We start from the raw sequence: 23548 nt of genomic DNA, 5'->3' as shown, positions 1-23548 counted from the left end.
TGTCATGTCGCTCATTACTTGGTTACGACAAAGTAACCGGCTTCGGACACCGCACCGCCAAGGTTCCAGTTGGTGACGTTGCCGCCGATCCCGGATCTCTCAGTCCTTTGGAACATGATTGCAAAGGGCGAAGTCTCGCGGAATATGGCCTGGATTTCCTCGTACATCTCGGCCCGTTTTGCCGTGTCGGGCTCAATCTTGGCCGCATCGGTCATTGCCGTCATTTCTCCGGGGTTCCAGGAATTACGCCAAGCAAGAATACCCGTGGCCTTGGCTTCGTCCGAATTGTCAGGGTTCCAGGCAAAGGTTCCGGCATTGGTCTGCGGATCGGGGTAATCCGGCCCCCAAGCGCCAAGATAGGCGTCCAGTTCACGGGCGCGATACCGGGTCAGCACCTGCTTGGCGGTCCCCACAGTGATCTTCATGGTGATCCCGGCCTCGGCCAGCGTGTTCTGGATGGACTGTGCGATCTCGATACGTTCCTGCGCCTCGCGCACACCGACTTCGAACTCAAACCCCGAAATACCGGCCTCGGCCAGCAATGCCTTTGCTTTTTCCGGATCATAGCTGAACGGATTGTCGTCGACCGATCCCATGTAGGTTGCCGGCAGGAAGTTCTGGTGAACCGCCCAGTCACCTTTGAGGAAACTATCGGCCATCGCTTCATAATCGATCAGGTACTTTATGGCCTCCATGACCTTTGGGTTCGACAGTTCGGGGTGTTTCTGGCTCAGCGAGAAATACATGATCTGACCGCTCAGGGCCGCGTACATGTCCAGATCGGCGTTCGACTCGACCGCGGCCATGTCTTCAGGATTCAGGTTGCGTGCGATGTCGATATCGCCTGCCTCCAGCAACAACCGCTGCGACGCGCTTTCCTGCACATGGCGGGTGATGACGCGTTCCATGGCAGGGGCACCGCCATAGTAATCAGGGTTGGACTGCAGCGAATAGCTCTCATTCGGTTTCCAGCCTGTCAGCATGTAGGGACCGGAACCCGCCGAGTTTGTCGCCAGCCAGGTGTTGCCCATGTCGCCATCCACGGCGTTGGCTTCGACGGTCTTCATATCGACGATGGCGCCGACACCGGCTGTCAGGCAGTTCAGCACAAAGGATGTCGCGTATTTCTTGTCCGTCGTAATCAGCAGCTTGCCATCTTCCACGCGGATCATCTGATCAACGTTTTCAGGGGTGAAACCGAACTGAGTGAGGATGAAGGCCGGTGTCTTGTTCAGCTTGATGACACGGCGCAGCGAGTACGCCGCATCTTCCGCCGTCACCGGGTTGCCGGAGTGAAACTTGACGCCCTCGCGCATCGTGAAAGTGATCGTCTTTCCGTCCTCGGACACATCCCATTTGGTCGCGAGATCCGGCTGATACCCGGCGTCCAGATCAAGCGGATCGTAATTGACCAGCTTGCCGTAAATGTTGCGCGTCATCTCCATGCCGGTGAATTCAAACGACTGCGCCGGATCGGCTGTCGTGATGTCATCGATACGCATCGCCATGACCAGCATGTTGGGCGGCGTTTGGGCAAACGCGGCCGGTGCACCCACAGCCAGTGTCGTCGCAAAAGCTGCGGTGCCGACAAGTTTGGAAAATAACTTCATAGTCTAACTCCCTGTTGATTATGCTCGGGTCTACCCGCCCCAGGTGTCGGTCAGCACGCGCAGCCAGTTTCCGTTGGCTATCTTCGTGATCCGATCTTGTGTGTATCCATGGACATCCATCGAGTTCAGCAATGCAGGCAGCTTTTCTGCGCCGTCGAGGGCATTGGGCACCGTGGCACCGTCATAGTCCGAGCCCAGGGCCACACTGTCTTCGCCCATGACGTTGATCATATGATCGATATGGGCCAGAACCTGATCCAACGGCACATCCGGGTCGCGACGACCGTCTGCGCGCAGGAACTGGGCCGCGTAATTTATCCCCACGACACCGCCCTTTTCGCCGATTGCGCGCAGTTGCGCGTCGGTCAGGTTCCTGGAATTTGCGCAAATGGCATGGGCACAGGAATGTGTGGCCACCAGCGGCGCATCCGACGTTTCGGCAACATCCCAAAACCCCGCTTCGGTTATATGCGACAGGTCCACAAGAATACCAAGCGTGTTGCACCGTGCGACCAGCGACCTTCCCGCTTCGGTCAGTCCACCACCGGTATCGGGTGATCCGGGAAAGCGGAACGGAACGCCGTCGCAAAAGATGTTGTTGCGGCTCCAGACCGGGCCAAGCGACCTGAGGCCAGCCGCATAGAACAGGTCGAGCGCTTTCAGGTCCGGATCAATCGCCTCGGCCCCTTCCATATGCATGATTGCGCCGATTTCGCCGGACTCGCAGGTTAGGCGCAACTCCGCCGCGTTCTTGCAAATGCGCAGCGCCCCGCGTTGCTCAAGCTGAACAAGACTGCTTGCCAGTGCAACCGATCGTCTCATCGCCGCATCCTGTGGCAATTCGGGTGGCAACGGCACGTCATAGGTCGCTCCGGCCATCAGGCCATCATAGTCGATCGTATCGTTTTCGGATGGCCCCCAAATGGCGAAGAAACCGCCCAGCAATCCGCCGGCCTTCATTCTTGGACGATCAAGATGCCAGTCCCCGTTTCCGGAACAAAAAAGCGCAAGAGGATCCGAGGCATTCGAACCGGCAATTTTGCTTAAAACGTCATTGTGCCCGTCAATGGCGAATGGCGGCATATCGAAAACCCTGGACTACGTGTTCTGAGCATGGTTCCGCTGGTTAGTATCAATTTGCAACAAAAAAATCCAAAACTCCGGAAATGTCTTTCGGAGGGATTGCAATAAAATGAATGCCTTCTGGGGACGCCAACAGGTTATAGGGCGGTTTTTGCCTTTGTCTGCCCATCAGCCCTCGGATGCAGATCATCAATAATGATCACGTGCTGATGAGGCTCATCGCCCTGTAGATGTGGGTGATCCTGCGGCAAATCCGGGTGGTCGTGACGGACAGGTCGGCCGTCATCGGCCGGCCATAGTCGCACGGCCGCCAGAAGACCGAACAAAGCCAGAGCAGACAGTGAGATCATGGCGACAACGGTGCCGAACACGGTGATCAGCCAGCCCGACGCAGGGTAAAAGACTAACCAGCAGGCGTGGGACAATGTGAATTGGGCTGCAAAGATTGCCGGACGGTCTTCGGGATGCGCCGACCGTGTAAGCAGCCGCCCTGTCGGTGTCAGTATTGCGGAATATCCCGCACCAACCAGAAGCCAGCCGACCATCAGAGCGGTTTGGGACAGCGGCGTTGCCAATGATGTAAGCGCCAACGTGAACAGTGTCAGAATGCTCAGCACCGCCCCTGACAGCATCACCTTTCGGTCGGGCACGCTGTTCAGCAGGCGCGGAAGGGTCAATGCGGTCAGCATGGAACCTGCCCCGAACGCCGCCAAGACAACCGCGACGGCGCTTTCCGACAGGCCCAGATCCCCACGCACGATGACAACGGTGTTGACGATGACCATCGCGCCGGTGGCCGAGGCGACCCAGTTCAGCGCCAGCAAGCCGCGCAGGCGCGGCGTTCTGAGATATAGCCGCATCCCGCGCGTTGTCCGATCGTAAATGCCGCGCGGCTTTGCCGGCTTTGGCGACGGCAGAAGCACCGAGACAACCAGAAGCGCAGAGGCGACAAACCCGATTCCGGTACCCCAGAACAGGTTGTCAAAGCTCATCACGGTCAGCAGCGCCGCCGCCAGCATCGGGCTCAGCAGGCTTTCCATGTCAAACGCAAGACGGGACAGCGACAGCGCCTTGGTATAGTCTCGTTCATCAGGAAGAACGTCGGGGATCGTTGCCTGAAAGGCGGGTGTGAACCCGGCCGATGCCGATTGCAGGACAAAGATCAGAACGTAGACCTGCCAGACCTCTGATACAAATGGTAGGGTCATGGCAACCGCGGCCCGGATCAGATCGAGGACCACCAGCATTCGTCTCCGATCGACGCGCTCGGCAAATGCCGCCGCAATCGGAGCGATCGTGACATAGGCCACCATTTTGATGGTCAGTGCGGTTCCCAACACCAGCGCCGCCGAATCCCCTGCCAGCTGGAATGCTAGCAAGCCAAGTGCAACAGTGGCCAGACCTGTGCCCGAAAGCGCCACGATCTGGGCGAAGAAAAGATGGCGATAGGTGCGATTTCTAAGAACTGAAAGCATCGGATTACAGGTACTTGCTGATTGTTTTCAACTCTTCCACGGCTCCTTCCGGATCATCGCCACCCGTCAGACAATGATCGATATGATCATGGATCAAAGCTCGTTTGGCGTTTGTGATCGCTTTCTCGACCGCGTGCAATTGTTGGGCGATGTCGGAACAAGGTTGCTGCAGTTCCAGCATCGAAACCACTTTGGACAGATGCCCTTCGGCCCTTTTCAGTCGCGCAATGATTGCCGGATGGGTTGAGTGGATGTGTGTCATGTGGCGAACCTTATCCTCCCCCGGGGGATATCGTCAATCGATCTGTCTTTCTTGTCGAACGTGTCCCGATACTTCGACAAATGGCCACCGTCAGAACAGTTGCGGGCCGTCGAACAACTTCATTTCCACTGTTGAATGCCTGCCTTATGGCTTCTTATGGTTCTGTCCCTGATGACACGTGAGCCCACCTGAAACGCGGCCCAAAATCCCGCGCTCCTCCACTATTTTCGTTGAGCTAGAATTTCTCAGCCGATAAGTCTCTTGCATCGCGAATACAAAGGTCAGTTTCTTGGCAAACCCACTCTATGACAGCCTGTTCGGAATTCATGCGGACAAAGACACACCGTTCCTGCATCTCGCGGATGGCAGGGTGATCTCTTATCGCCACTTTCTGAATACAGCAGCGCAGATCGCGAATGTCACTGCGCGGATGGGGTTGCAACCCGGTGATCGGGTCGCGGTGCAGGTCGAAAAAACGCCCGAGGCGCTTGCCCTTTACGCAGCCTGTGTTCAGGCCGGGTTGGTGTTTTTGCCACTCAATACGGCCTACACGGTCGAGGAACTGACCTATTTCATCGAAAACAGCGGCGCATCTCTGGTCGTATGTGACGAACAGAACGAGGACCAACTGAAGTCTGTCAGTACTCCGATGGGGGCCAGCGTTGTGACCCTCAATGCCGATGGCGGTAGCACATTGATGGAACAGGCCGCCGCCATGCCGAACAGCTTTGCAACTGTGGATCGTACAGGAGACGACCTGGCGGTCTTTCTGTACACCTCCGGCACAACTGGCCGGTCCAAGGGGGCCATGCTGACGCAGAACAACCTGCTGTCCAATGCCCGGACGCTGGCAAAGGAATGGCGGTTCTCGCCTGACGATGTGTTGATGCACGCGCTGCCGATCTTTCACGCTCACGGGTTGTTCGTGGCGACCAATGTCTCTCTGATCGCTGGCAGCCGTATGGTGTTCCTGCCCAAGTTCGATCTGGACAACATCATCACACTGATGCCGACGACCACGGCGATGATGGGTGTTCCGACTTTCTACACGCGACTGCTGAATGACGCGCGTTTCACCAAGGAATTGACCGCACATATGCGCCTGTTCGTCTCAGGATCGGCCCCGCTGCTTGCCGATACACATGTTCAGTTCGAGAACCGCACGGGCCATCGCATTCTCGAACGCTATGGCATGACTGAAACCAGCATGAACACGTCCAACCCTTATGACGGTGAACGGCGGGCCGGGACGGTGGGATTCCCACTTCCGGGGGTCGAGCTTAAGGTATGCGACGCAGAAGGCAGTCCGTTGCCCCAGGGCGAGACCGGCGTGATCGAGGTGCGCGGCCCCAACGTGTTTTGCGGATACTGGCAGATGCCGGAAAAAACTGCCGCCGAGTTGCGAGAGGATGGTTTCTTCATCACCGGTGATCTGGGGCGGATTGACGAAGACGGTTATGTCCACATTGTCGGGCGCAACAAGGATCTGATCATTTCGGGAGGCTACAACGTCTATCCAAAAGAGGTTGAAATGGCGCTGGACGACCAGCCGGGTGTTCTGGAAAGCGCAGTCATCGGTGTGCCGCACCCGGATTTCGGTGAAACCGTGGTCGGTGTGATTGTTGCGGAACCGGACGCGCACCCCGATCTGGAAGCGATACAGGCCGCGATCAGCAGCGGTCTGGCCCGCTACAAACACCCACGAAAACTGATCAAACTGGATGAGTTGCCGCGCAATACGATGGGCAAAGTTCAAAAGAACGCGCTACGCGCGCAATTCAAAGACCTGTTCGCGGGCTTGTGACACGATCACCCCGCAAGAGCCCTAGGGCCCTTCGCGTACCATCGGAAGATCCTCAACCCAACCGCTGTGAAAAGAAGATTCTGAGGTCTTCAAGATGAGTCTGAACACCCCTATCAGGTGATGTTGGGCACCACCATCGTTGGAATTGTCGAGCGTCTCAGCACCCGTTTGACGACCGTCCCGATGAAGGTGTGTCCGGTGCCCTGCTCGTGCGTGCCCATGACAATCAGGCCGCAATCCAGCTCGCGCGCGCGCTGCAGGATGGACTCGGCGGGATGCCCGTCAACCAGCTCCACCGAGGCGACAGACGCGTAAGCCTCCTTTCCTTCTTCGGTCAGGGTTTTCACGAACTTCTGCTGGTTCTCTTTCAGCAGTTCCTTCACCGAAGCGTGGCGGTCCCGGATCGCTTTTTTGCGCGATGCATCATCCTGAATGAACATTCGCATCGTCACGATGGCGTCCTGTGTCAGAGGCTCGGTCACGTGCAAAACATGGACTTTCGCCCCATGGGCGCGCGCCATGCTCAGGGCATGGCGCAACGCATTGTTGGCGTTTTCGGACAAATCCGTTGCGAACAGGATGTCTTTGATCTGAGGTAACATTGTTCAGTTCCTTTCTGTCCGCACTCAATACCCAAGCGCCCGCGGCAGCCATAGCGAGATTTCGGGAAAGAACGCTATGATGAAGATGGCGACCGTATTGATGAAGGCAAAGGGCAGCGCTGCAACGGAAATCTTCTCGATTGATATATTGGATATACCGGATGCGATGAAAAGGTTTTCGCCCAATGGCGGGGTTTGGAAACCGATACCCAGCGTACACACCATCACGACACCAAAGTGGATTGGGTCGATGCCGACGCTGTAGGCCACAGGCAGCATCACCGGAACCAGGATAAGAATGGTTGCCAGCGTTTCCATGAACATGCCCACGAACAGCAGGAACAGGATGACCAGCGTCCAGATCACATAGATGTTGCTTGTGACGGAAAGCATACCTTCGGCGATCAGCGCGGGGATCTGGTTTTCGACCAGAAGCCGGCCAAACACCGTTGCCGTGAACATGATCAGCAACACGCGCCCCGTCAGCCATGTGGTGGTTTCAAGCGAGGTGAACAGCTTTTCCCAGCTGAGTTCGCGGTAAATGAATGCGCCCACAACCAGTGTGTAGAAGATCGCGACGATCGCCGCCTCGGTCGGGGTGAAGAAGCCCGAATAGATGCCGCCCAGGATTACCACCGGGGCCATCAGGGCCCAGAAGCCGCGGTACATCTCGCACCAGATATGACGCATGGACCAGCCCTCGGTCGTACCCTTGTAGCCGCTCTTTTTGGCCAGGATGTAGTTCATCAGCAAAAGGCTGCCGGCGATCACGAATGCGGGCATGAAACCGGCGATGAACAGTTTCGGGATGGACACGGTCTGGAAGGTGCCATGTTCGGCAACAGCTTCTGGCGGGGCTGGCATGCCGAGCGCGGCAATGCCGAAGATAATCAGCGGGATGGACGGCGGAATGACAATCCCCAGCCCTCCGGACGATGCAGTGATCGCCGAAGCATAGTTGCGTCCGTATCCCCGATCTATCATGGCCGGGATCATCAGCATGCCGACGGCGGCAGTTGTCGCCGGGCCTGAACCCGAAATCGCGCCGAAGAACAGGCAGGCAAAAACTGTTGCCGCCGACATACCGCCGGTGAAGGGACCAGCAAAGCTTTCGGCAACATTGATCAGTCGCCGTGACAGGCCCGAGGCTTCCATTAATGCGCCCGCCAGAATAAACGCCGGCAGGGCCATGAGCGGGAATGAACCCACGGACGTGAACGCAATCTGGACAAATTTGATCGGATTCTCGTCCAGGACGAGAAAGGTGATCATCGTCGAAACGCCAAGCGCGACCGTTATCGGCGCGCCGATGAACAACAGCAACAGGAAGCCGCCGAACAGGATATATACGATTTCACTGCCCATTATTTTGCCTCCCCAATGTCAGTGTGGTCCACGTCAGCGCCCAGGTCTGCGCGGACTTCTTCCAGATCGATCGCGTCAGGATCACGCAGATCTTCGTCCAGAATGATTTTCTTGTAGTTCACCTGAAGGATACGAATGGTCATCAGGGTGAAGGTGATCGGCAAAACGATGTAGACCCAGCTTAGGTGGAACCCCAGGGTCTGGGAGGACTGGAACCGGTTCATGCGGTTGAAGATGAAGTCGATCGCCAGGTAGACGAAGTAGACATTGAAGCAGATCCAGAACAGATCCGCGAAAGCCTCGATATATTTGATCGCGCGAGGGGGCAGAAACTTGAACTGAAACGTGACGCGGTTATGCGCACCCATCTTGGCCGCATAGCTGGCGCCGAAAAACACGAACCAAACGAACATGTAGACGGACAGCTCTTCAACCCACGAGAAAGAAAAGTTGAATACTGTCCTTACGACCACCTGCAAAAACAAAAGACATACAAAGACTGCCAGAAGAAACCGACAGATGTAGCTTTCTATGTTGTCGACTATTCCCCAGAAGTTTTTCATCGGTCCCTCTCCCTCAGAATGGAAAGCGCCAGTCAGGCGCTTTCCTTTGTTTTATACTATTTTCATTCCGAAACGGGGTCGCGGCCGATGGCGGCCAGAACGGCGTTCAGCTTTTCAACACCACCGATGCTTTCATAGAACTTCGGCCAGACCGCTGTGGTTGCCAGTTCGATGAACTCTGCCTCGTCGTTTTCGGGAACATGGATTTCCATACCCTTTTCAACCAGCAGTGCTTTGATCTCGGCTTCCTTGTCGCGCAGGAATTGGGCCGAGGCCTGGGTTGCATACTGCCCGGCTTCCAGTACGGCGGCCTGATCTTCGGCGGACAGACCCTGGAATACCTGCTCGGAAATGATCAGAGGCTCGATCGAGAAGATGTAACGGATTTCAGTCACATAGTCCTGAACTTCGTAGAACTTCATCGCGTTGATCGTGGTGTAGGGGTTGTCCTGACCATCAACAACCTTGGTTTGCAGACCGGCAAAAGTTTCCGACCAGGCCATCGGTGTCGGGCTGATGCCCCACGCCTTATAGGTGTCGATCATGATCTCGTTCTTGGGAACGCGGATAACCAGACCTTCCAGATCCGCAACCGATTTCACCGGCTTCTTGGAGTTCGTCAGAACGCGGAAACCGGTATAGGTCCAGGCAATGATGCGCACACCGGCGTCATTGATCGTGTTTTCGGTCAGTTCCTGCCCAATGGGGCCCTGGGTCAGGGTTTCGGCGTCCTCCAGGCTGAGGATGACGTAGGGCAGCGTGAACACACCTACGGTCGGCGAGAACGGCGTGACGTTGTTGATCGCCAGCAACGACATGTCCAGCGTGCCGATTGCTGCTTCGTTCACGGTGTCCTGTTCGGACCCAAGCTGGCCGTTCAGAAACAGAGTTGCGGTGTGATTGCCACCCGACAGCTCCTCGAGTTTTTCCTTGAAGGCAAGGCCGGTTGCCTCCTGGCTGGAACCGCCGCTGTCGCCCACGGCAATCTTGAAGTTCTTCGCCATGGCCGGCGCGGCAAAGGTCGCGGCGGCAAACGTGGCAGCCAACGCGACAGATGAGAATGATTTGATGAGTTTCATAAGTCCTCCACCTTATTTGTGACGATGGCATCGCATTCCTACGCCTGTGAGTATGGCGCAAACTGGAGTCACCGGTGGGCGAGTTATAAGTTGCAAAAACCGTTGAGGTAATACAAAGTAATCTACGTAAAGTTCGATAAAAGGAAACCTTTCAATTCCAAAGAAACTTGCCATTACGCGCATCTCGGATGTGGACATTCGCTTGCTGCAGATTTTTCGTACCGTGGTTGCCTGCGGAGGGTTCACCGCCGCCGAATTTGAGCTCAACATCGGGCGTTCAACTATCAGCAAACACATCTCGGATCTCGAAACCCGCCTGAACCTGAAACTATGCCATCGCGGGCCCGCCGGGTTCTCGCTGACATCCGATGGCCAGCATGTCCTGAAGTCCGCAGACAGCTTGTTTGCCTCAATCGACAGATTTCAGAACATTATCGGTGAGGTTCGCGCAGAAATGGCGGGAAAGTTGAAGATTGCAATCTTTGACCGGTCTTCCTCCAACCCGGATGCGGAAATGTCCGAGGCAATTCGACTATTCCGAAACCGGGCGCCGGGCGTCACGCTCGATATTTCGGTCGAACCGCCCAACGTGATCGAAGAAGGTGTCATAAACGGTCGCTTCAATCTGGGCATCGTCCCCTTGCACCGCCAATCGCCGATGTTGAACTATTCACCGCTGTATACCGAAGACATGCGCCTGTTTTGCGGCCAGAATCACGAGCTGTTTCAGCGCGCAGAAACCGAGTTCAAGTTAAGTGAGCTTCGAAAGTACACCTACGCGGGCCTGAGCTTTAACTCACCCAACATGTCGATCCATCAAAAACTGAAACTGAGAAAGTCTGCCTTTGTCCAAAGCGAAGAAGCGTTGGCACTTCTCATCCTTTCCGGTTGCTATCTGGGCTTCTTGCCGACCCATCAGGCACAGCCGTTCGTGGAAGCTGGTCAAGTCCGGGAAGTCCGTTGCGAAGCTGCGGAATATATTTCAAGCATGGCCGCAATCGTGCGCAAAAGCGCTTCGCAAGGGCGCAGGTTGAACGTGTTTCTTGAATGCCTGAAAGACGCTCATGACAGGTAGGCTATGAAATGCCGGTCCGGTTACTTTATTCGACCACCCAAAGTTAGCGGGATCGGATTCTTCACCATTGAAAGCACGGTGCCCGATTGGTTGGAGCAAGCAGTGTGTCAACTTGTTCAAAGCTCGGGCTCTTGGCATAATTTTATTTCGTTTCCGCCATAGTTGGCGAAACTTCATGACAAGGCTGGCGCAATAAGTTAAGTGTTCCCAAAAGACCAAAATACAATTTCCCGGTGAACTTTGTGGAACAAGTAACCTTTACGTTCGAGATGGGTGTGGTTTGCGCCCTGTTGGCCTTCACCGTTTTCCTGTTTGTTTCCGAAATCGTAAGAATTGACCTTTCCGCCATACTGGTTTTGGTCATCGTCGGCCTTCTCAGTTATGCGCCCGGGCTGGAGAACCTGGCAAATGTCTCTCGACTGTTCGACGGGTTCGCGTCCAACGCCGTTATTTCAATCATCGCGGTCATGATCGTCGGTGCCGGATTGGACAAGACCGGCATCATGAACAAAGTGGCCGCCGTCATCCTGAAATACGGCGGCACAGCCGAGAACCGGGTTTTGCCGATCGTGTCAGGCACTGTCGGAGTGATCTCGTCTTTCATGCAGAATGTCGGCGCGGCGGCCTTGTTTTTACCGGTTGTCAGCCGAATTTCCTCAAGGTCCGGCATTCCGCTGTCGCGACTGCTGATGCCTATGGGTTTTTGCGCCATTCTGGGCGGCACCATGACCATGGTCGGTTCTTCCCCACTGATCTTGCTGAATGACCTCATTCTGACGGCAAATGACGGGTTGCCCGAAGGGCAGAAAATCGAATCGTTTGGACTTTTTTCAGTCACTCCAATCGGCATGGCCCTGATCCTGACGGGTATTGCATATTTTCTTTTGCTGGGGCGCTGGGTACTGCCGACTGAAGGCGCGTCTGATGCAACAGGGACCGGGCAAGGCACGCAAGAATATCTGCAAAGGGTCTACGGCCTCAAGGCAGACGTTTTTGAGCTCATCGTCCCCGAGGACAGCCCCCTGGTGGGGCAGATTCTGGCCGATATCAACCACGAGAACCACCTTTACATCATCTCGACATTCTATCGCGGGAAAACCTCGATGGTGCAGGTTCTGACTGCCGAGATTGCCGCACCTTGCCGGCTGGCCATCATCGGGCGTCGCTGGGTGGTCGAGGAGTTCGCGCAGAAGTTCGGTCTGACTGTTCTGCCTGAACTGGATATCTTCGTCGAAGAGTTTGCACCCACCAATGCCGGGATCGCAGAAGTTGTCGTGACCCCGGACAGCAAGCTGATCGGCAAATGCCCGCGCGAGCTTTTGTTCCGCAAGACCTATGGCATGTCTTTGCTGGCGATCCATCGCGGGGAAGAAACGCTCAGCCATGTCGAGACGGATGATCACGCATCAACCCAGATCGGCCTTGAAGCATTTCACGCCGGTGACATGCTGGTCGCCCATACCCGATGGGACAACCTGATGCGGATCAAGCGCGATCCGGATTTTGTCGTTGTGACCACGGACTTTCCGCAAGACGAATTGCGGCCGCAAAAGGTCGGTTGGGCGCTTGCCTTTTTTGCCATTTCCTTGTCGCTGATCCTGTTCACCGACGTCCGGCTGTCACTATGCCTGCTGACCGGAGCGGCCGGCATGATGCTGACCCGCGTGTTGAGTGTGGACGAGGCATATCGCGCAGTTGGGTGGAACACCGTTTTCCTTCTTGCCTGTCTCATTCCACTTGGTCAGGCCGTGCAGAATACCGGGACGGCCGCATGGATTGCGCAGCAGATCATGACCATTCTGGACGGCTGGCCCATTTGGGCGCTTCAGGCTGGGGTGGCAATACTGGCCACAGCTTTTTCGCTGGTAATGTCGAATGTCGGGGCAACCGTCTTGCTTGTGCCCCTTGCGGTTTCAATCGCGGTTGCCGCAGGGGGCAATCCGGGGGTCTTTGCGCTGACCGTTGCCATATCGACCTCGAACAGCTTCATCATTCCGACCCATCAGGTGAATGCCCTGATCATGGGTCCGGCAGGCTACAAGGTAATGGATTTCGTGCGATCCGGCGGGGTCATGACAGTCCTGTTCCTGTTCGTGTCTCTGTTCATGCTCAACGTCCTGTATTGATTTTACAGGCATGTCAGTGACAGCCTTGCAGGTCTTTTTCCTCAGACGGCCGTGATTTTGAACACAAGCACCTGCGACCACTGGATATGACACGATGTGGTCCGGAACCCATTTCGACGATACATATGCAGATCGTGTCGGGCTTTCTCGAAGCACTCTGTGTAAAACGGATCATTGGCGAAATGACCGATCACGGGGTTGAGCATGATCAGGATCGTCTTTCGGGTGATGCGGCAAAACTCGTCCAGTATCAGCATCCAGTCCTGAGGGTGGCAATAGTGCTCGATCGACTGCATGCAAATCAGCACATCCTTTGATTTGTCCGCCAATGGATAGGGCGTGCGCCCGGCGTCAAACAGCGTCATTGGAATATCGATTGCTTCGATAATCGGGCGATAGGGCCAGTCGTGTACCTTGTGGTCTTTGGGGATCTGAATGCCGTGATTGTCGGTTTCGCAGACAAACGTCTCGTCGTTCAGGCGACGATGCGTGGATGCCAGTTCAGTTTGTTTGTTGTTGAGCATATTGGGAAAGTCATTTCCCAAAACGGTATGGCCAAAGTGCCGGGCAACCTCGAGCATACCGCCATGCGCCGTCGACATCTCGAATATGTCCTGCGGTTCTTCGGTGTACATCAACTCGGGAAGGTAAAGCTGAAACCTGTTCCAGCACCTTCGGATGTTGTTGGCACGATTGATATATTTCCTTTGTACGCGGATCTGCTCAAGCTCGGTATTGTCACCATTGGAATACGGCGTGAGAAGTTCAGCGGGTACCGGATGGTCGAACAGATGGCCGTTATCGCCCATGACCCGTTCAGCACGAACTCGTTTTTCAAGCCTGCGCTTTTCTGCAGCCGTGAACTCTTCCGACATGTATTGGTCCCATCCTTCTGTACCGCGCCTACTCGGGTGTTCTCGACGCCCGAGCGCCGGTACCCGCCCCATTTGGTACAGAACACGTACGGCAGACAACACCAAAACCCAGGTCGTGTGTGGTAGTTCTGAGGAATTGTCGCCGAGACGGCACGCAAAACCGAACCGATCGGATTCAGTGCCCGCCGAAATACGCTTCGAGCAGCCTTTTGTCGTTCCGCAGTTCGTCCGCAGTGCCGGACGTTTGCATGCGGCCGGACTCGAGCACGTAAATTCGGCTGGCCAGCGACAGGGCGAAGTTGGCGTTTTGTTCGGTGATGACCACGGTCAGGCCGTATTCCTTGTTTAACTGACGCACGACCTCGGCGATCTCAAGGCAGATTTTCGGGGCCAGACCGATTGTTGGCTCGTCGACCAACAGCAACTCGGGGCTGGTCATCAGGGCCCGTCCGAAGGACACCATCTGCCGTTCGCCGCCGGACTGGGTCGAGGTTTCCTGCCCTTCCCGCTCGGCCAGCCGTGGGAACAGCTTGTGGACCATGTCCAGATTGCTTTCGATATCCTCGCGGGCAGTATAGGCGCCCACCATCAGGTTGTCGCGCACCGACATGTAGGGAAACAGGTTGAACCGTTCGGGCGCGTAACCGACGCCGTGGCGCACGATTTCGGCCGGTGATCGGCCTGCAAGACTGTGGCCGCGCAGCCGGATATCACCTTCCGTTCTGACCATCCCCATTATGCTGTCCAGCAGGGTGGACTTACCCGCACCGTTCGGACCGACGACGGCCACGATCTCGCCCGGCTGGACCGTGATCGAGATGTCTGTCAGCGCCTGCGCCTTGCCGTAGAATGCGGACAGGTTTTCGATTTCCAGATAGGACATCAGGCGCCCCCCAGATACGAGGCCTGCACGGCCTTGTCATTCATCACTTCGGTGAATGTGCCTTCGGCGATCATCGTTCCCCGCTCAATTGCAATGGCACGGTCGATCAGGGGTTCAAGCGCGGGCAGATCGTGGCTGACGATCAGAAAAGTCATGCCGTCCTTGCGCATGGACTGGATGAGGTCCGAGATCTGCGCGATTTCCCCCACCGTCAAACCGGCAAACACCTCGTCCAGCAGCATCACACGCGGCGCGGTGGCCATGGTGCGCGCCATTTCCAGCTTGCGCAGATCGCCCATGGCCAGTTCGGACGGTGTCCGTTGCAGGTCAGCCTCGGTGAAGCCGACGCTCAAAGCCAGTTCCCGTTCCCGATCCGTGTCAGGGGATTTGGTGATCATGCGCCAGATGTTGTCAGGCATCAGGCCCACGCGGATATTCTCGGCCACGTTCATTTCGCCGAAGGGCCGCGGGATTTGATACGTGCGGCTGACGCCCGCCCGAATGCGCCGGGACGTGGGCAGGGCCGATATCTCCTGCCCGAAAAGTTCGATCGTGCCGCTGTTCTGTCGCAGCTCGCCCATGATCTGGCTGAACACGGTGGTCTTGCCCGCCCCGTTCGGACCGATCAGACCCAGAGATTCCCCTTCTTTGAGGGAAAAGGACAGACCATTCGTGGCCACCAGCCCGCCAAAGCGTTTGATCAGATGGGAAACTTCCAGCGCCACAGTCACGCCACACCCCCTTTCCGCAGCCGGGTGAATCCGCGCCGCACCAGTTCCACCAGCCCTTTGGGTTGGTACATGTAGAGGATCAGCGCGATGGCGCCGTAGACAAAATACCGCTCGGCCCCCGGCAAGACCGGCCGCAGGTATTCCAGCAGGAAGGTCATGAAGAATGCGCCGATCATCGGCCCAATGATGGTCGATGTACCGCCCAGCAGTGCGGCAACGATGATGGTAAACAGGAAGTTGATGTCAAACAGCGCACGCGGGGCCAGTGATCCCAGATAGTGCACATAGAAAGCCCCGCCCAGCCCTGCGATAAACGCGCTGGTCAAAAAGGCAAACGCTTTCAGCCGGGTGGTGCTGAGCCCCGAGCCGCGCACGCTTTCCTCGTTCATGCCGATCGCTGCCAGCGCTGTTCCCAGCCGGGTTTTCATCAGCAGCCACATGCTGACGGCGACGCTCAGCATCAGGGCGGTCGACAGGTAATACCCGTTTGCTGCGCCCCGCGTCAGGGTCTGGATACCTGACATACCCCGCGTTCCGCCGGTCAGGTCCGGGCGGATCACCTGCACCAGCTGATACAGCAGCTCCATAAAAGCCAGTGTAACCAGTGCGAAATAGCTTCCGCGAATACGCAGCGCAGGCAGCAGCACCAGCAGTCCGGCTGCCATGGTGACCAGCACCGCGACCGGGATCGAGATTTCAACCGGCACATCAAACCGTTTGGTAAGAATGGCGGTCGTGTACGCTCCGATGCCGATCAGGAAAGGGTGGCCAAAGCTCACGTATCCTGTCCGCCCGGACAGCACGTCCCAACTGATCGCGAAGATCGCCAAGTAGTTGGCAAAGATCATCGTACGCAGTGTTCCGTTGGAAACGACCTGAGGCAACAGGAACATCCCCGCAATCAGACCACCCCAGAGGGCAAAGTGAAACCAGCGCAGCCCCATCTTTATAACTCCTCACGGCCAAACAGGCCCTGTGGCCGGGTCACTAGAACGCCAATGATCAGCAGCATGGTGAAAACACCGCGCAACTCGGGCGCAAGGGTCGCCACCACGATGACTTCAAGAAAGCCAACGATGTGTGCGACAACCAAGGTCCCGATGATCGACCCGATGCCGCCCACGATGACAACGGCCACCGAGATGATCAGCGGGGCGACCCACATGGATGGTGAAAGCTGCGTGTAACTGGCAAAGAACACACCGCCAAGTGCCCCCAATGCCCCCGAGATGCCCCAGGTGATCAGGTTGATCCGGTCCGGGTCGATCCCCGAGATGGCAGCCCCCTTGGCGTCCATCGAAACCGCCTGCATTGCCCGCCCGGTGTGGGTGAGCCGCACGAACGCGTATAACCCCAGAAGGATGGCCCAACTAATGAGCGTTGCAATCAGGATGTTGTAGGTGACGGACGCTCCTGCAACGTCGATCACCCCGGGAACGATGGGCAGCAGGATCTTGCTGCTGTCGCCAAAGACCAAAACGATCCCCGCCTGTATCACGACCGCAAGGATCAGCGTCGATATTTCGACCGCCACATGATCACCTTTGAGCGTCTTCACGATCAGGCGGTACTTCAGAATACCCATCAGAACGCCCAGTGCGGCGGCCACGACAACGCCCATGAGCTTGGGCATCCCCAGCGTTTGCGATACCCAGAAGTAGATGTACCCACCGACCATCAGATAGGCGCCATACGCCAGATTCAGAACACGCCCTATGCTGAAGATCAGCGTGAAACCCATTGCGATAAGCGCATAGAGACCACTGAGCAAAAGCCCCTGGATCAGTATCTGCAACATTGAGGTATCCCTGGCTGCGGGCGCACGCTGTCGCGCGCCCGGTTCAAGCTATGTGGACGACCGGATCAGTTTTTGACCCAGCTTGGCAGGGTAAACTCGCCCGTCGCGTATTTCTCTGGGTACACAACAGCGGCGGTTCCGTCCTCGTACCACTGCACGACAACCATGGACGGTGCGGCGTCATCAAACGGCTCGGACAGATCAAAGCGGATATTGTGCGGATAGGTACGGCCGGTCACGGGTTCGACCTCATCATCGCCCCAGAAGGCATAGCGCAACCACAGCTGACCATCCATCTCCAGGACCAAATCCTGCTTCTTCATCGCATCGGCCCAGCCTTCGACATTGTCGAAACCGCCAGCCTCTTCGGCAGCAGCCATGGCCTGCTTAAGACCGTGATAGGCGTTGAACCCGTTGAAATGCGGCAGCAGCGGGCGGCTGTCATACTTGGCCTGATAGGTGTCGACAAAAGCCTGGCTTGCCGGATCCAGCCTGAACCCGACCGAAGGGATCGGGGACAGGGTCGAAATGCCGCCGCCGGCGCCGCCCGTGTCTTCCCAATACTCCATTCCCAGCGCGGATACGTTGACGCCCGTCATCGCCATCGGCACTTGCAATTTCACATATTGCGACGACACAACCTGAGAGTTAACGGACGAAACCTGATAGATGAAGTCGGCCCCTGTATCCTGCGCACGGCTGAAGATCGGCGCGAAATCGACAGTGGCCACATCATACGTAATGATATCCTTGACCTCGATCCCGGCGACCGGTGCAAGCGCTTCGGTCACAAGTCCGGTGATCGCTTCGCCAAAGGCGGTGTCCTCGGCCAGAATGACAACGGAATCCCAGCCCATCTTTTCCTTCAGGACATCCGCGCCGAAATTGATGTAAAGCGTGGCCAACGCCTCGTCCGAGGCGATGTTCATGAAATAGGGCGCCATGCCCTCGGGATCTTCGACCACCATGTCGATGATGCCGATATAGGATGTTCAGGTGTCCAGCGTCGGAATGCGGTATTCCTGCATCCGGGGCAGCCAGCCAAGCGACACATCGTCGATCGAGCCCGATATGATGAAATCAACCTCTTCGGTCTCGGCCAGGTATTCATAAGCGCGCACGCCTTCGGTCGGATCCTGCCCGGTATCTGCAGAGACCAGTGTGATCTGCTCGCCCATCACGCCGCCATTGGCGTTAAGCTCCTCAATCGCGACTTCTGCCCCGCGAAGGGTCGACAGCCCGGTGTCCGAGGAAAGCGACCCAATAAACCCAACCTTAATTTCTGCTCCGGCCGTCGAGGCCATGAGCGCGATGCATGTTCCGCTAAGTAGCGCTGTCTTGATCATCAGTTTTGCTCCCTGTGTCTCATTATGCCGTTCTTGTATTCTGTATACAGTACACAAGAAGATGGATCGATCAAATCCTTTCTTGAAAACTCATGTTCAGAATCCGCCGATTTTACCGCTTTCATCGTGGATCACGGCGTCCACATCGATTTCCACCATCAGACCGGGTTGGGTCAGGCCTGCCTGAACAGCGGTCAGAACCGGATCGATCCCCTTGAAAAACTCTCCGTGCACACGCGCGAATTCGCCCGCTGTTGACAGATCGGTCAGGTATGCGCGCACCCGGCCCACATGGCGCAACTCTGCCCCGACAGCCTTAAGCGCGTCTTCGGTACGGGACAGGATATACCGTGTTTGCGCGCCCACATCGCCCGGCGCATGAATACGCCCTGTTGGTTCAATCGCGGTCGTCCCTGCGACCCAGACAAATGGTCCGATCCGCTTTGCGCGGGAATACGATGCGACCTCTTCAAACCGCCCGCCGAACTTCCACGACCGAAGGGTCACAGACCCAGCCTCAGCCGGATCGCATCAGCTGCTTCTTGCAGCCCTGCCTGTTCCTGGTCCGTCAGGCGCAGTTCCTCGACCTCGACCAGTCCACTGGCGCCAAGATGTGCGGGCACGCCCAGCACCACGCCATCAATTCCGTATTCGCCCTGCAACATAACAGACACCGGAACCGGACCAGACCGAGCGCCCCTGATGTGATCGATCAGTTCAATCGAGGCATGGGCCGGGGCAATCGTCGCCGAACCGGATTTCTTGAGCGCGACGACCTGCCCGCCGCCTGTGATCGCGTCCTGTACGCATGCTTCAATTTGATCCGGTGACAGAAAGACCTCAAGCGCCCGTCCCTTGATCCGGGCGCGACTGGGGATCGGCGCCATTTCATCACCGTGACTGCCAAGGGTAAAGGCCTCAACGTCAGCGGGAGAGACCCCCGCGGCCATGGCAAGTGCGTTGCGGAACCGGCTGCTGTCCAGTGTTCCCGCCATGCCCAGAACCTGTTCGCGCGCGAAGCCTGTGGCCCGCAGCATCTCGACCGTCATTTCATCCAGAGGGTTTGTTACGACAATCACGATGGCGTTTGGTGCGGCTGAACGGATCGCTTCTGCCGACTGGCGGATCACGCGCGCGTTCACATCGATCAGGTCAGCACGGGTCATGCCCGGGCGGCGTGCGCGCCCGGCGGTTACGACGACCACCTCGGCACCTGCCACCAGATCCAGAGATTCCCCTCCGACGCATCGGACACGAGCACCAGTGATGCCGGACGTGTGATTGAGGTCCAGCGCTGTCGAAGCTGCCAGACCCGGAGAAATGTCGATCAGGGCGATTTCATCCGCGATATCCGCCATCGCTGCCAGATGTGCGATATTGCCACCAACGCCGCCTGCACCGATCAGCGCCAGCTTGCCCAGCCTGCGGGCCTTGCGCGGTGCCCGCGCAGGCGCAACCCATTTGGGTGAACGACGATAGAGTACGCGGCGCATCGAAACGGCGCCATCTGTACGTGGTGCCTGTGGCCGCTCCAGCGGGCCGTCCACCAGGGTGATGCCGATGCGCTCCGCCGTTTCCCGGGCCAGCGCCGTGACGATGTCGCCGGGCAGAACTTCGAACACGATCCTGCCACTTCGGCGCGCGTCCTCGACTGCGTCCGAGCCTATGACCCGCGAAGCAGCCATCAGCCTGCCTGCCCGTCCACCGCCTCGATGGCGCGGGTTGCCGCTTCGACGGCGGTTTTGACCGAGTTTTCCGACCCCGAGATGAACAGGCGGCCAAACCGGCCCACGGCGCGCACTTCGACGATGTCGATCTCGGCTGCCTTCTCCGCCTCGTTCGCGGCGATCGAGATGTAGGCGGCTGGCGCGCATTCGACGATCCCCAGTGTTTGTCCGGGAACGATGAGGGCGCCCTTGCGCCATTTGTTCAGCAATTGCGCCTGATAAGGTTCAACGCTTGTGATGATCTGAGTCGAACTGATTGCGGGTTTCAGACGGTCCGACATCGAAGCCCCAAGTTCGGCCAGCATCGCATCGCGGGCCGCAGACACCTCGGCATTTGAAGGTGAGCGCAGGATAAAAAACCCGAACTCTCGTTCCACCATCTGCGTTGTTGCCTCTACCGAAGACGCCTTGAGCGCGCGATCGATCAGCGAAAACACCCCGTTGCCCGGTGCAAACTCTCCGATCAGCACTGTGTCCCCGGACAAAGGCACCGAGCCCTGCACCGTCGCGCCGTTGTAGGCCGCGAATTTCGGTTGCAGGTTGTCGATCTGCATCAGCGCCCGGATCGTGATCTCGCTCATGCGCCATACTCCTCGTAAATGTCGCGCCAGGGTCTGCTTTCATAAGCAACCCGCTTGATGTTGATGAGATGCAGGGCCGTCACGTTGTCCGACGTGATCGACCCTGACCACGTGCCAGTGCCCAGCATGAAAGACGGCTCCAGATCTGTGGAATAGCCCATGCCACCCATGATCCCTGGCGTGTTCACCAGCACGCGTCCCGTGGGTACGGTGGCAAAGCGGGCGACAACCTCGGGGTCGTCCGAATGGATGACCGAAGAATGTCCCCAACCTTCGAACCGCGCGATGGACTGCGCTAGTTCGATGCCGTGGTCGGTGGATTTCGCCTCGTAGAAAGCCAGAACCGGGTTCAGTTTTTCCGCCGATAGCGGGCGTTGCCAACCCACTTCGGTTTCTTCGGAAACCAGACAACGGGTGCGCGGCGGAATCGAGAAACCGGCGGCATCGGCCAGGGCCTGCGGGCTTTGCCCGACCCTATCGGGGTCCATCGCCCGCGCACCCTTGAAAATCACTTTCGCCAGTCGATCCGCCTCGGCCGGGGTGCAGAAATAAGCTCCCTTCAGCTTGAGTTCATGCCGCAGGTCACGGGAAATTTCCGGGTCGGCCACCACGGCCTGTTCGCTGACACAGGCGGTGCCGTAGTCGAAGCTTTTCGATGTGACGATCATTTCGGCCACTTCCGCCAGATCGCGCGCCTTCGATTTGTGCACATAACACGGCACGTTGCCCGCCCCGACCGCCAATGTCGGCTTGCCGCTGGAATAGGCGGCCTTGACCATAGCCGGGCCACCTGTCGCCATAACAACCGACGTACGGCGGTGCTTCATCAACTCGGCCGTGCCCTGAATGGTCACTGCATCCAGACATTGGATCAGTCCCTTGGGTGCACCCATCTGTTCGGCCACCCGCGCCATGATGCGGACGGTTTCGATCCCGCACCCTACGCCTCGCGGATGGGGCGCGCAGACAATCGCGTTGCCCGCTTTCACTGCTGACAGCACCTTGTAGATGATGGTTGAGGTCGGATTCGTGACCGGAATAAGGGCGGCCACCACGCCCATCGGTTCCCCAAAGGCCGCGACCTTTGTGGCATCATCCCGCCACAACAGGCCCAATGTCGTTACATCCCGCAAATAATCCGCGACTGACAACGCGTTGAAAAGGTTCTTGACCCGTTTGTCCGGGACATTGCCGTATCCGGTTTCCTCGACCGCCAGCCGCCCCAGCCGTTCAGCCTCGGGTTCAATGGCGCGGGCCATGGCGTCCACGATGGCATCAACTTGTGCCGGATCGGTCCCGAGAAAGGCCCGGTAGGCCTCGAACGCTGTTTCGGCAGCGCGCCGCGCGGCGGCGATGGATTTCAGATCTGCGTCCATCACGAGGCTCCAGTGGCAATAGTGTCAAAGATACGACGCGCCTGATCGACATCGCCTGCGGTTATTCCGATGGTTTCAAGCCTGCGCCCTGCCGCCGCGACGTCAGCGCCAAGAATACGGTCTGTCATGGTGATCAGACTCTCTGTCAAAGGAACGGGCTGACCGGCCAACCTTGCAGCAGACACCAGCGGGACAAGCGAGCCAAGCACACCGTCACGCATCAGGTGGCGTGCGGCCTGTCGATCCGGCACAGGCCGGGAACCCGACCCCCTTTCAGCCCCGGCAAAGGTGGCGATCCAGTCCGGCGTTTCTGGCAGGTTTCGGACTCCAAATGCAGCCGCGACCTGTCTCCGTTCCTCGGCCAATCCTTCGATGACGGCGATCTGATCGGCGCCGATGAGCGAGGCAAAAGTCTGGTTTGCCTCCAGCGAAACACCCCCCATCGGAACATCGGGGCCGCCGTTGCCCATCCCCTGCCCGCCAAGGGTCAGGGCAGGTATTTCCACGGCCGCGGACAGGTCACGAAATCCGGAAGCCAGGACAGAATCAACCGGGTGAAGGTTCGGCAGAAAACGGTTCAGAGCTTCAAGGATGTTGTTGCGGTCGCGTGGCAGCGTTGCCGCCGCCATTGGTGCGGCTGTGGACAGGGTCAGCCCAGCACCTTCGGCGTTGAACCAGTAGGGCAAACCCAGAACTTCAACCAGCGTCACATCCGCCCGACAGCCCCCGATGCGCAGCATCCAGGCGGCTTCGACAGCGCCCAGAGACCGCCCGGGGGCCAGTACCAAAACCTGGCCGTCACTCAGGTGATCAGCCAGAACCATGGCATAGGTACGCTGCTTGTGAACGGGTCCGGTCAGAAAGATCACTTGTGCGTCCCGAACAGCGGCATCCAGTTCCGCTGTTGTTTGCACCGATGGCCCGTCCCGGTTCACCTGGTAGGTGCCCACAGGACCGTCACCCCGGATACCAATTCCCGAGGATTGGGTCAGCAGCGAAAGCTCGGCTCCATAGGCCGAAAACAGTGTGACATCGGCCCCTTCAGCCAGACACAGCGCTGCCAAAAGGCGGGCATCCGGTCCGCCGCCCAGCACTGCAAAACGCTCAATGCTGCGCGCGGCAGGGGCGTCGCGGGTAGCGCCCCGCGTCACCGCACGGGTGAAATCCTCAAATCCGGCTGACATAAT

General features: G+C 57.7%; 21 protein-coding genes and 1 pseudogene. 3 read left to right on the top strand and 19 right to left on the bottom strand.

Annotated features, from left to right (window positions below; genetic code table 11):
• Positions 1-14 precede the first annotated feature (14 nt).
• The 4 genes from ACR0J2_RS13220 to ACR0J2_RS13205 form a co-directional block, all read right to left on the bottom strand.
• A complete protein-coding gene (locus tag ACR0J2_RS13220) occupies positions 15-1610 on the bottom strand; it encodes an ABC transporter substrate-binding protein (RefSeq protein WP_480812846.1) in 1596 nt (531 codons plus the stop codon).
• A gap of 30 nt (positions 1611-1640) precedes the next feature.
• Complete coding sequence (locus ACR0J2_RS13215) at positions 1641-2693, bottom strand: dipeptidase (RefSeq protein ID WP_480812845.1); 1053 nt, start codon at positions 2691-2693, stop codon at positions 1641-1643.
• Positions 2694-2830: 137 nt separating this feature from the next.
• Positions 2831-4168 carry an MFS transporter gene (locus tag ACR0J2_RS13210; protein ID WP_170806726.1) on the bottom strand — a complete coding sequence of 446 codons (1338 nt, stop codon included), beginning with the start codon at positions 4166-4168 and terminating at the stop codon, positions 2831-2833.
• Between the two features lie 4 nt (positions 4169-4172).
• Positions 4173-4430, bottom strand: a complete 258-nt coding sequence (locus ACR0J2_RS13205) for a metal-sensing transcriptional repressor (RefSeq protein WP_170611769.1) — start codon at positions 4428-4430, stop codon at positions 4173-4175.
• Between the two features lie 289 nt (positions 4431-4719).
• Between ACR0J2_RS13205 and ACR0J2_RS13200 the strand changes: the two genes are divergently transcribed.
• A complete protein-coding gene (locus ACR0J2_RS13200; protein ID WP_480812844.1) occupies positions 4720-6234 on the top strand; it encodes a malonate--CoA ligase in 1515 nt (504 codons plus the stop codon).
• A gap of 113 nt (positions 6235-6347) precedes the next feature.
• On the opposite strand, the gene ACR0J2_RS13195 is transcribed toward ACR0J2_RS13200, so the two are convergent.
• The 4 genes from ACR0J2_RS13195 to ACR0J2_RS13180 all read right to left on the bottom strand — a co-directional run bounded on the left by ACR0J2_RS13195 (position 6348) and on the right by ACR0J2_RS13180 (position 9843).
• Entirely contained in the window at positions 6348-6836 is a 489-nt protein-coding gene (locus ACR0J2_RS13195) for a universal stress protein (protein ID WP_170611758.1), read from the bottom strand.
• A gap of 24 nt (positions 6837-6860) precedes the next feature.
• The gene (locus ACR0J2_RS13190; protein ID WP_170611756.1) at positions 6861-8201 is read right to left on the bottom strand and encodes a TRAP transporter large permease; all 1341 of its coding nucleotides are present in this window, start codon (positions 8199-8201) and stop codon (positions 6861-6863) included.
• A complete protein-coding gene (locus ACR0J2_RS13185) occupies positions 8201-8764 on the bottom strand; it encodes a TRAP transporter small permease (protein ID WP_170611754.1) in 564 nt (187 codons plus the stop codon). Before ACR0J2_RS13185 ends, ACR0J2_RS13190 begins: the two co-directional genes overlap by 1 nt.
• 62 nt (positions 8765-8826) lie before the next feature.
• Positions 8827-9843, bottom strand: a complete 1017-nt coding sequence (locus tag ACR0J2_RS13180) for a TRAP transporter substrate-binding protein (protein WP_170611752.1) — start codon at positions 9841-9843, stop codon at positions 8827-8829.
• 202 nt (positions 9844-10045) lie between these two features.
• Between ACR0J2_RS13180 and ACR0J2_RS13175 the strand changes: the two genes are divergently transcribed.
• Both ACR0J2_RS13175 and ACR0J2_RS13170 read left to right on the top strand, forming a co-directional pair.
• On the top strand, positions 10046-10918 hold the full coding sequence (locus ACR0J2_RS13175) for a LysR family transcriptional regulator (protein WP_170611749.1): 873 nt from the start codon (positions 10046-10048) through the stop codon (positions 10916-10918).
• Between the two features lie 269 nt (positions 10919-11187).
• The gene (locus ACR0J2_RS13170) at positions 11188-13044 is read left to right on the top strand and encodes an SLC13 family permease (RefSeq protein WP_480812923.1); all 1857 of its coding nucleotides are present in this window, start codon (positions 11188-11190) and stop codon (positions 13042-13044) included.
• Positions 13045-13085: 41 nt separating this feature from the next.
• Here ACR0J2_RS13170 and ACR0J2_RS13165 read toward each other — a convergent pair whose 3' ends face one another.
• From ACR0J2_RS13165 to ACR0J2_RS13115, 11 genes and pseudogenes are all read right to left on the bottom strand, one after another.
• Positions 13086-13919 (bottom strand): hypothetical protein, encoded by an 834-nt coding sequence (locus ACR0J2_RS13165; protein WP_480525896.1) that lies wholly within the window; start codon positions 13917-13919, stop codon positions 13086-13088.
• Between the two features lie 175 nt (positions 13920-14094).
• On the bottom strand, positions 14095-14802 hold the full coding sequence (locus tag ACR0J2_RS13160; RefSeq protein ID WP_170806730.1) for an ABC transporter ATP-binding protein: 708 nt from the start codon (positions 14800-14802) through the stop codon (positions 14095-14097).
• Complete coding sequence (locus ACR0J2_RS13155; RefSeq protein WP_480812843.1) at positions 14802-15533, bottom strand: ABC transporter ATP-binding protein; 732 nt, start codon at positions 15531-15533, stop codon at positions 14802-14804. The genes ACR0J2_RS13160 and ACR0J2_RS13155 overlap by 1 nt, the downstream gene beginning before the upstream one ends.
• On the bottom strand, positions 15530-16477 hold the full coding sequence (locus tag ACR0J2_RS13150) for a branched-chain amino acid ABC transporter permease (protein ID WP_170611741.1): 948 nt from the start codon (positions 16475-16477) through the stop codon (positions 15530-15532). The genes ACR0J2_RS13155 and ACR0J2_RS13150 overlap by 4 nt, the downstream gene beginning before the upstream one ends.
• 2 nt (positions 16478-16479) lie before the next feature.
• Positions 16480-17331, bottom strand: a complete 852-nt coding sequence (locus ACR0J2_RS13145; RefSeq protein ID WP_480812842.1) for a branched-chain amino acid ABC transporter permease — start codon at positions 17329-17331, stop codon at positions 16480-16482.
• A gap of 65 nt (positions 17332-17396) precedes the next feature.
• Positions 17397-18635: pseudogene (locus tag ACR0J2_RS13140) on the bottom strand (ABC transporter substrate-binding protein).
• A gap of 138 nt (positions 18636-18773) precedes the next feature.
• A complete protein-coding gene (locus ACR0J2_RS13135) occupies positions 18774-19184 on the bottom strand; it encodes a Rid family hydrolase (protein ID WP_480812841.1) in 411 nt (136 codons plus the stop codon).
• Positions 19181-20362: a malate dehydrogenase gene (locus ACR0J2_RS13130; protein ID WP_480812840.1), complete on the bottom strand. Its 1182-nt coding sequence runs from the start codon at positions 20360-20362 to the stop codon at positions 19181-19183. The genes ACR0J2_RS13135 and ACR0J2_RS13130 overlap by 4 nt, the downstream gene beginning before the upstream one ends.
• Positions 20362-20985: a BMC domain-containing protein gene (locus ACR0J2_RS13125; RefSeq protein WP_170611731.1), complete on the bottom strand. Its 624-nt coding sequence runs from the start codon at positions 20983-20985 to the stop codon at positions 20362-20364. The genes ACR0J2_RS13130 and ACR0J2_RS13125 overlap by 1 nt, the downstream gene beginning before the upstream one ends.
• The gene (locus ACR0J2_RS13120) at positions 20982-22361 is read right to left on the bottom strand and encodes an aldehyde dehydrogenase family protein (RefSeq protein ID WP_480812839.1); all 1380 of its coding nucleotides are present in this window, start codon (positions 22359-22361) and stop codon (positions 20982-20984) included. The genes ACR0J2_RS13125 and ACR0J2_RS13120 overlap by 4 nt, the downstream gene beginning before the upstream one ends.
• Positions 22361-23545, bottom strand: coding sequence for a hypothetical protein (locus tag ACR0J2_RS13115; protein ID WP_480812838.1), 1185 nt, complete (start codon positions 23543-23545; stop codon positions 22361-22363). Before ACR0J2_RS13115 ends, ACR0J2_RS13120 begins: the two co-directional genes overlap by 1 nt.
• Positions 23546-23548: the final 3 nt, after the last annotated feature.

Source organism: Ruegeria sp. CG4 (genome assembly GCF_056537185.1).
The sequence above is the reverse complement of the archived record's forward strand: the minus strand, read 5'-3'. Positions and strand labels throughout refer to the sequence as shown.

Coding starts and splice junctions, on each gene's coding strand:
- ACR0J2_RS13215 (WP_480812845.1), bottom strand. CDS start 2,693: ATGCCGCCATTCGCCATTGACGGGCACAATGACGTTTTAAGCAAAATT.
- ACR0J2_RS13165 (WP_480525896.1), bottom strand. CDS start 13,919: ATGTCGGAAGAGTTCACGGCTGCAGAAAAGCGCAGGCTTGAAAAACGA.
- ACR0J2_RS13145 (WP_480812842.1), bottom strand. CDS start 17,331: ATGTTGCAGATACTGATCCAGGGGCTTTTGCTCAGTGGTCTCTATGCG.
- ACR0J2_RS13220 (WP_480812846.1), bottom strand. CDS start 1,610: ATGAAGTTATTTTCCAAACTTGTCGGCACCGCAGCTTTTGCGACGACA.
- ACR0J2_RS13180 (WP_170611752.1), bottom strand. CDS start 9,843: ATGAAACTCATCAAATCATTCTCATCTGTCGCGTTGGCTGCCACGTTT.
- ACR0J2_RS13130 (WP_480812840.1), bottom strand. CDS start 20,362: ATGGCTGCTTCGCGGGTCATAGGCTCGGACGCAGTCGAGGACGCGCGC.
- ACR0J2_RS13115 (WP_480812838.1), bottom strand. CDS start 23,545: ATGTCAGCCGGATTTGAGGATTTCACCCGTGCGGTGACGCGGGGCGCT.
- ACR0J2_RS13125 (WP_170611731.1), bottom strand. CDS start 20,985: ATGAGCGAGATCACGATCCGGGCGCTGATGCAGATCGACAACCTGCAA.
- ACR0J2_RS13160 (WP_170806730.1), bottom strand. CDS start 14,802: ATGTCCTATCTGGAAATCGAAAACCTGTCCGCATTCTACGGCAAGGCG.
- ACR0J2_RS13170 (WP_480812923.1), top strand. CDS start 11,188: ATGGGTGTGGTTTGCGCCCTGTTGGCCTTCACCGTTTTCCTGTTTGTT.
- ACR0J2_RS13210 (WP_170806726.1), bottom strand. CDS start 4,168: ATGCTTTCAGTTCTTAGAAATCGCACCTATCGCCATCTTTTCTTCGCC.
- ACR0J2_RS13150 (WP_170611741.1), bottom strand. CDS start 16,477: ATGGGGCTGCGCTGGTTTCACTTTGCCCTCTGGGGTGGTCTGATTGCG.
- ACR0J2_RS13185 (WP_170611754.1), bottom strand. CDS start 8,764: ATGAAAAACTTCTGGGGAATAGTCGACAACATAGAAAGCTACATCTGT.
- ACR0J2_RS13205 (WP_170611769.1), bottom strand. CDS start 4,430: ATGACACACATCCACTCAACCCATCCGGCAATCATTGCGCGACTGAAA.
- ACR0J2_RS13195 (WP_170611758.1), bottom strand. CDS start 6,836: ATGTTACCTCAGATCAAAGACATCCTGTTCGCAACGGATTTGTCCGAA.
- ACR0J2_RS13120 (WP_480812839.1), bottom strand. CDS start 22,361: ATGGACGCAGATCTGAAATCCATCGCCGCCGCGCGGCGCGCTGCCGAA.
- ACR0J2_RS13190 (WP_170611756.1), bottom strand. CDS start 8,201: ATGGGCAGTGAAATCGTATATATCCTGTTCGGCGGCTTCCTGTTGCTG.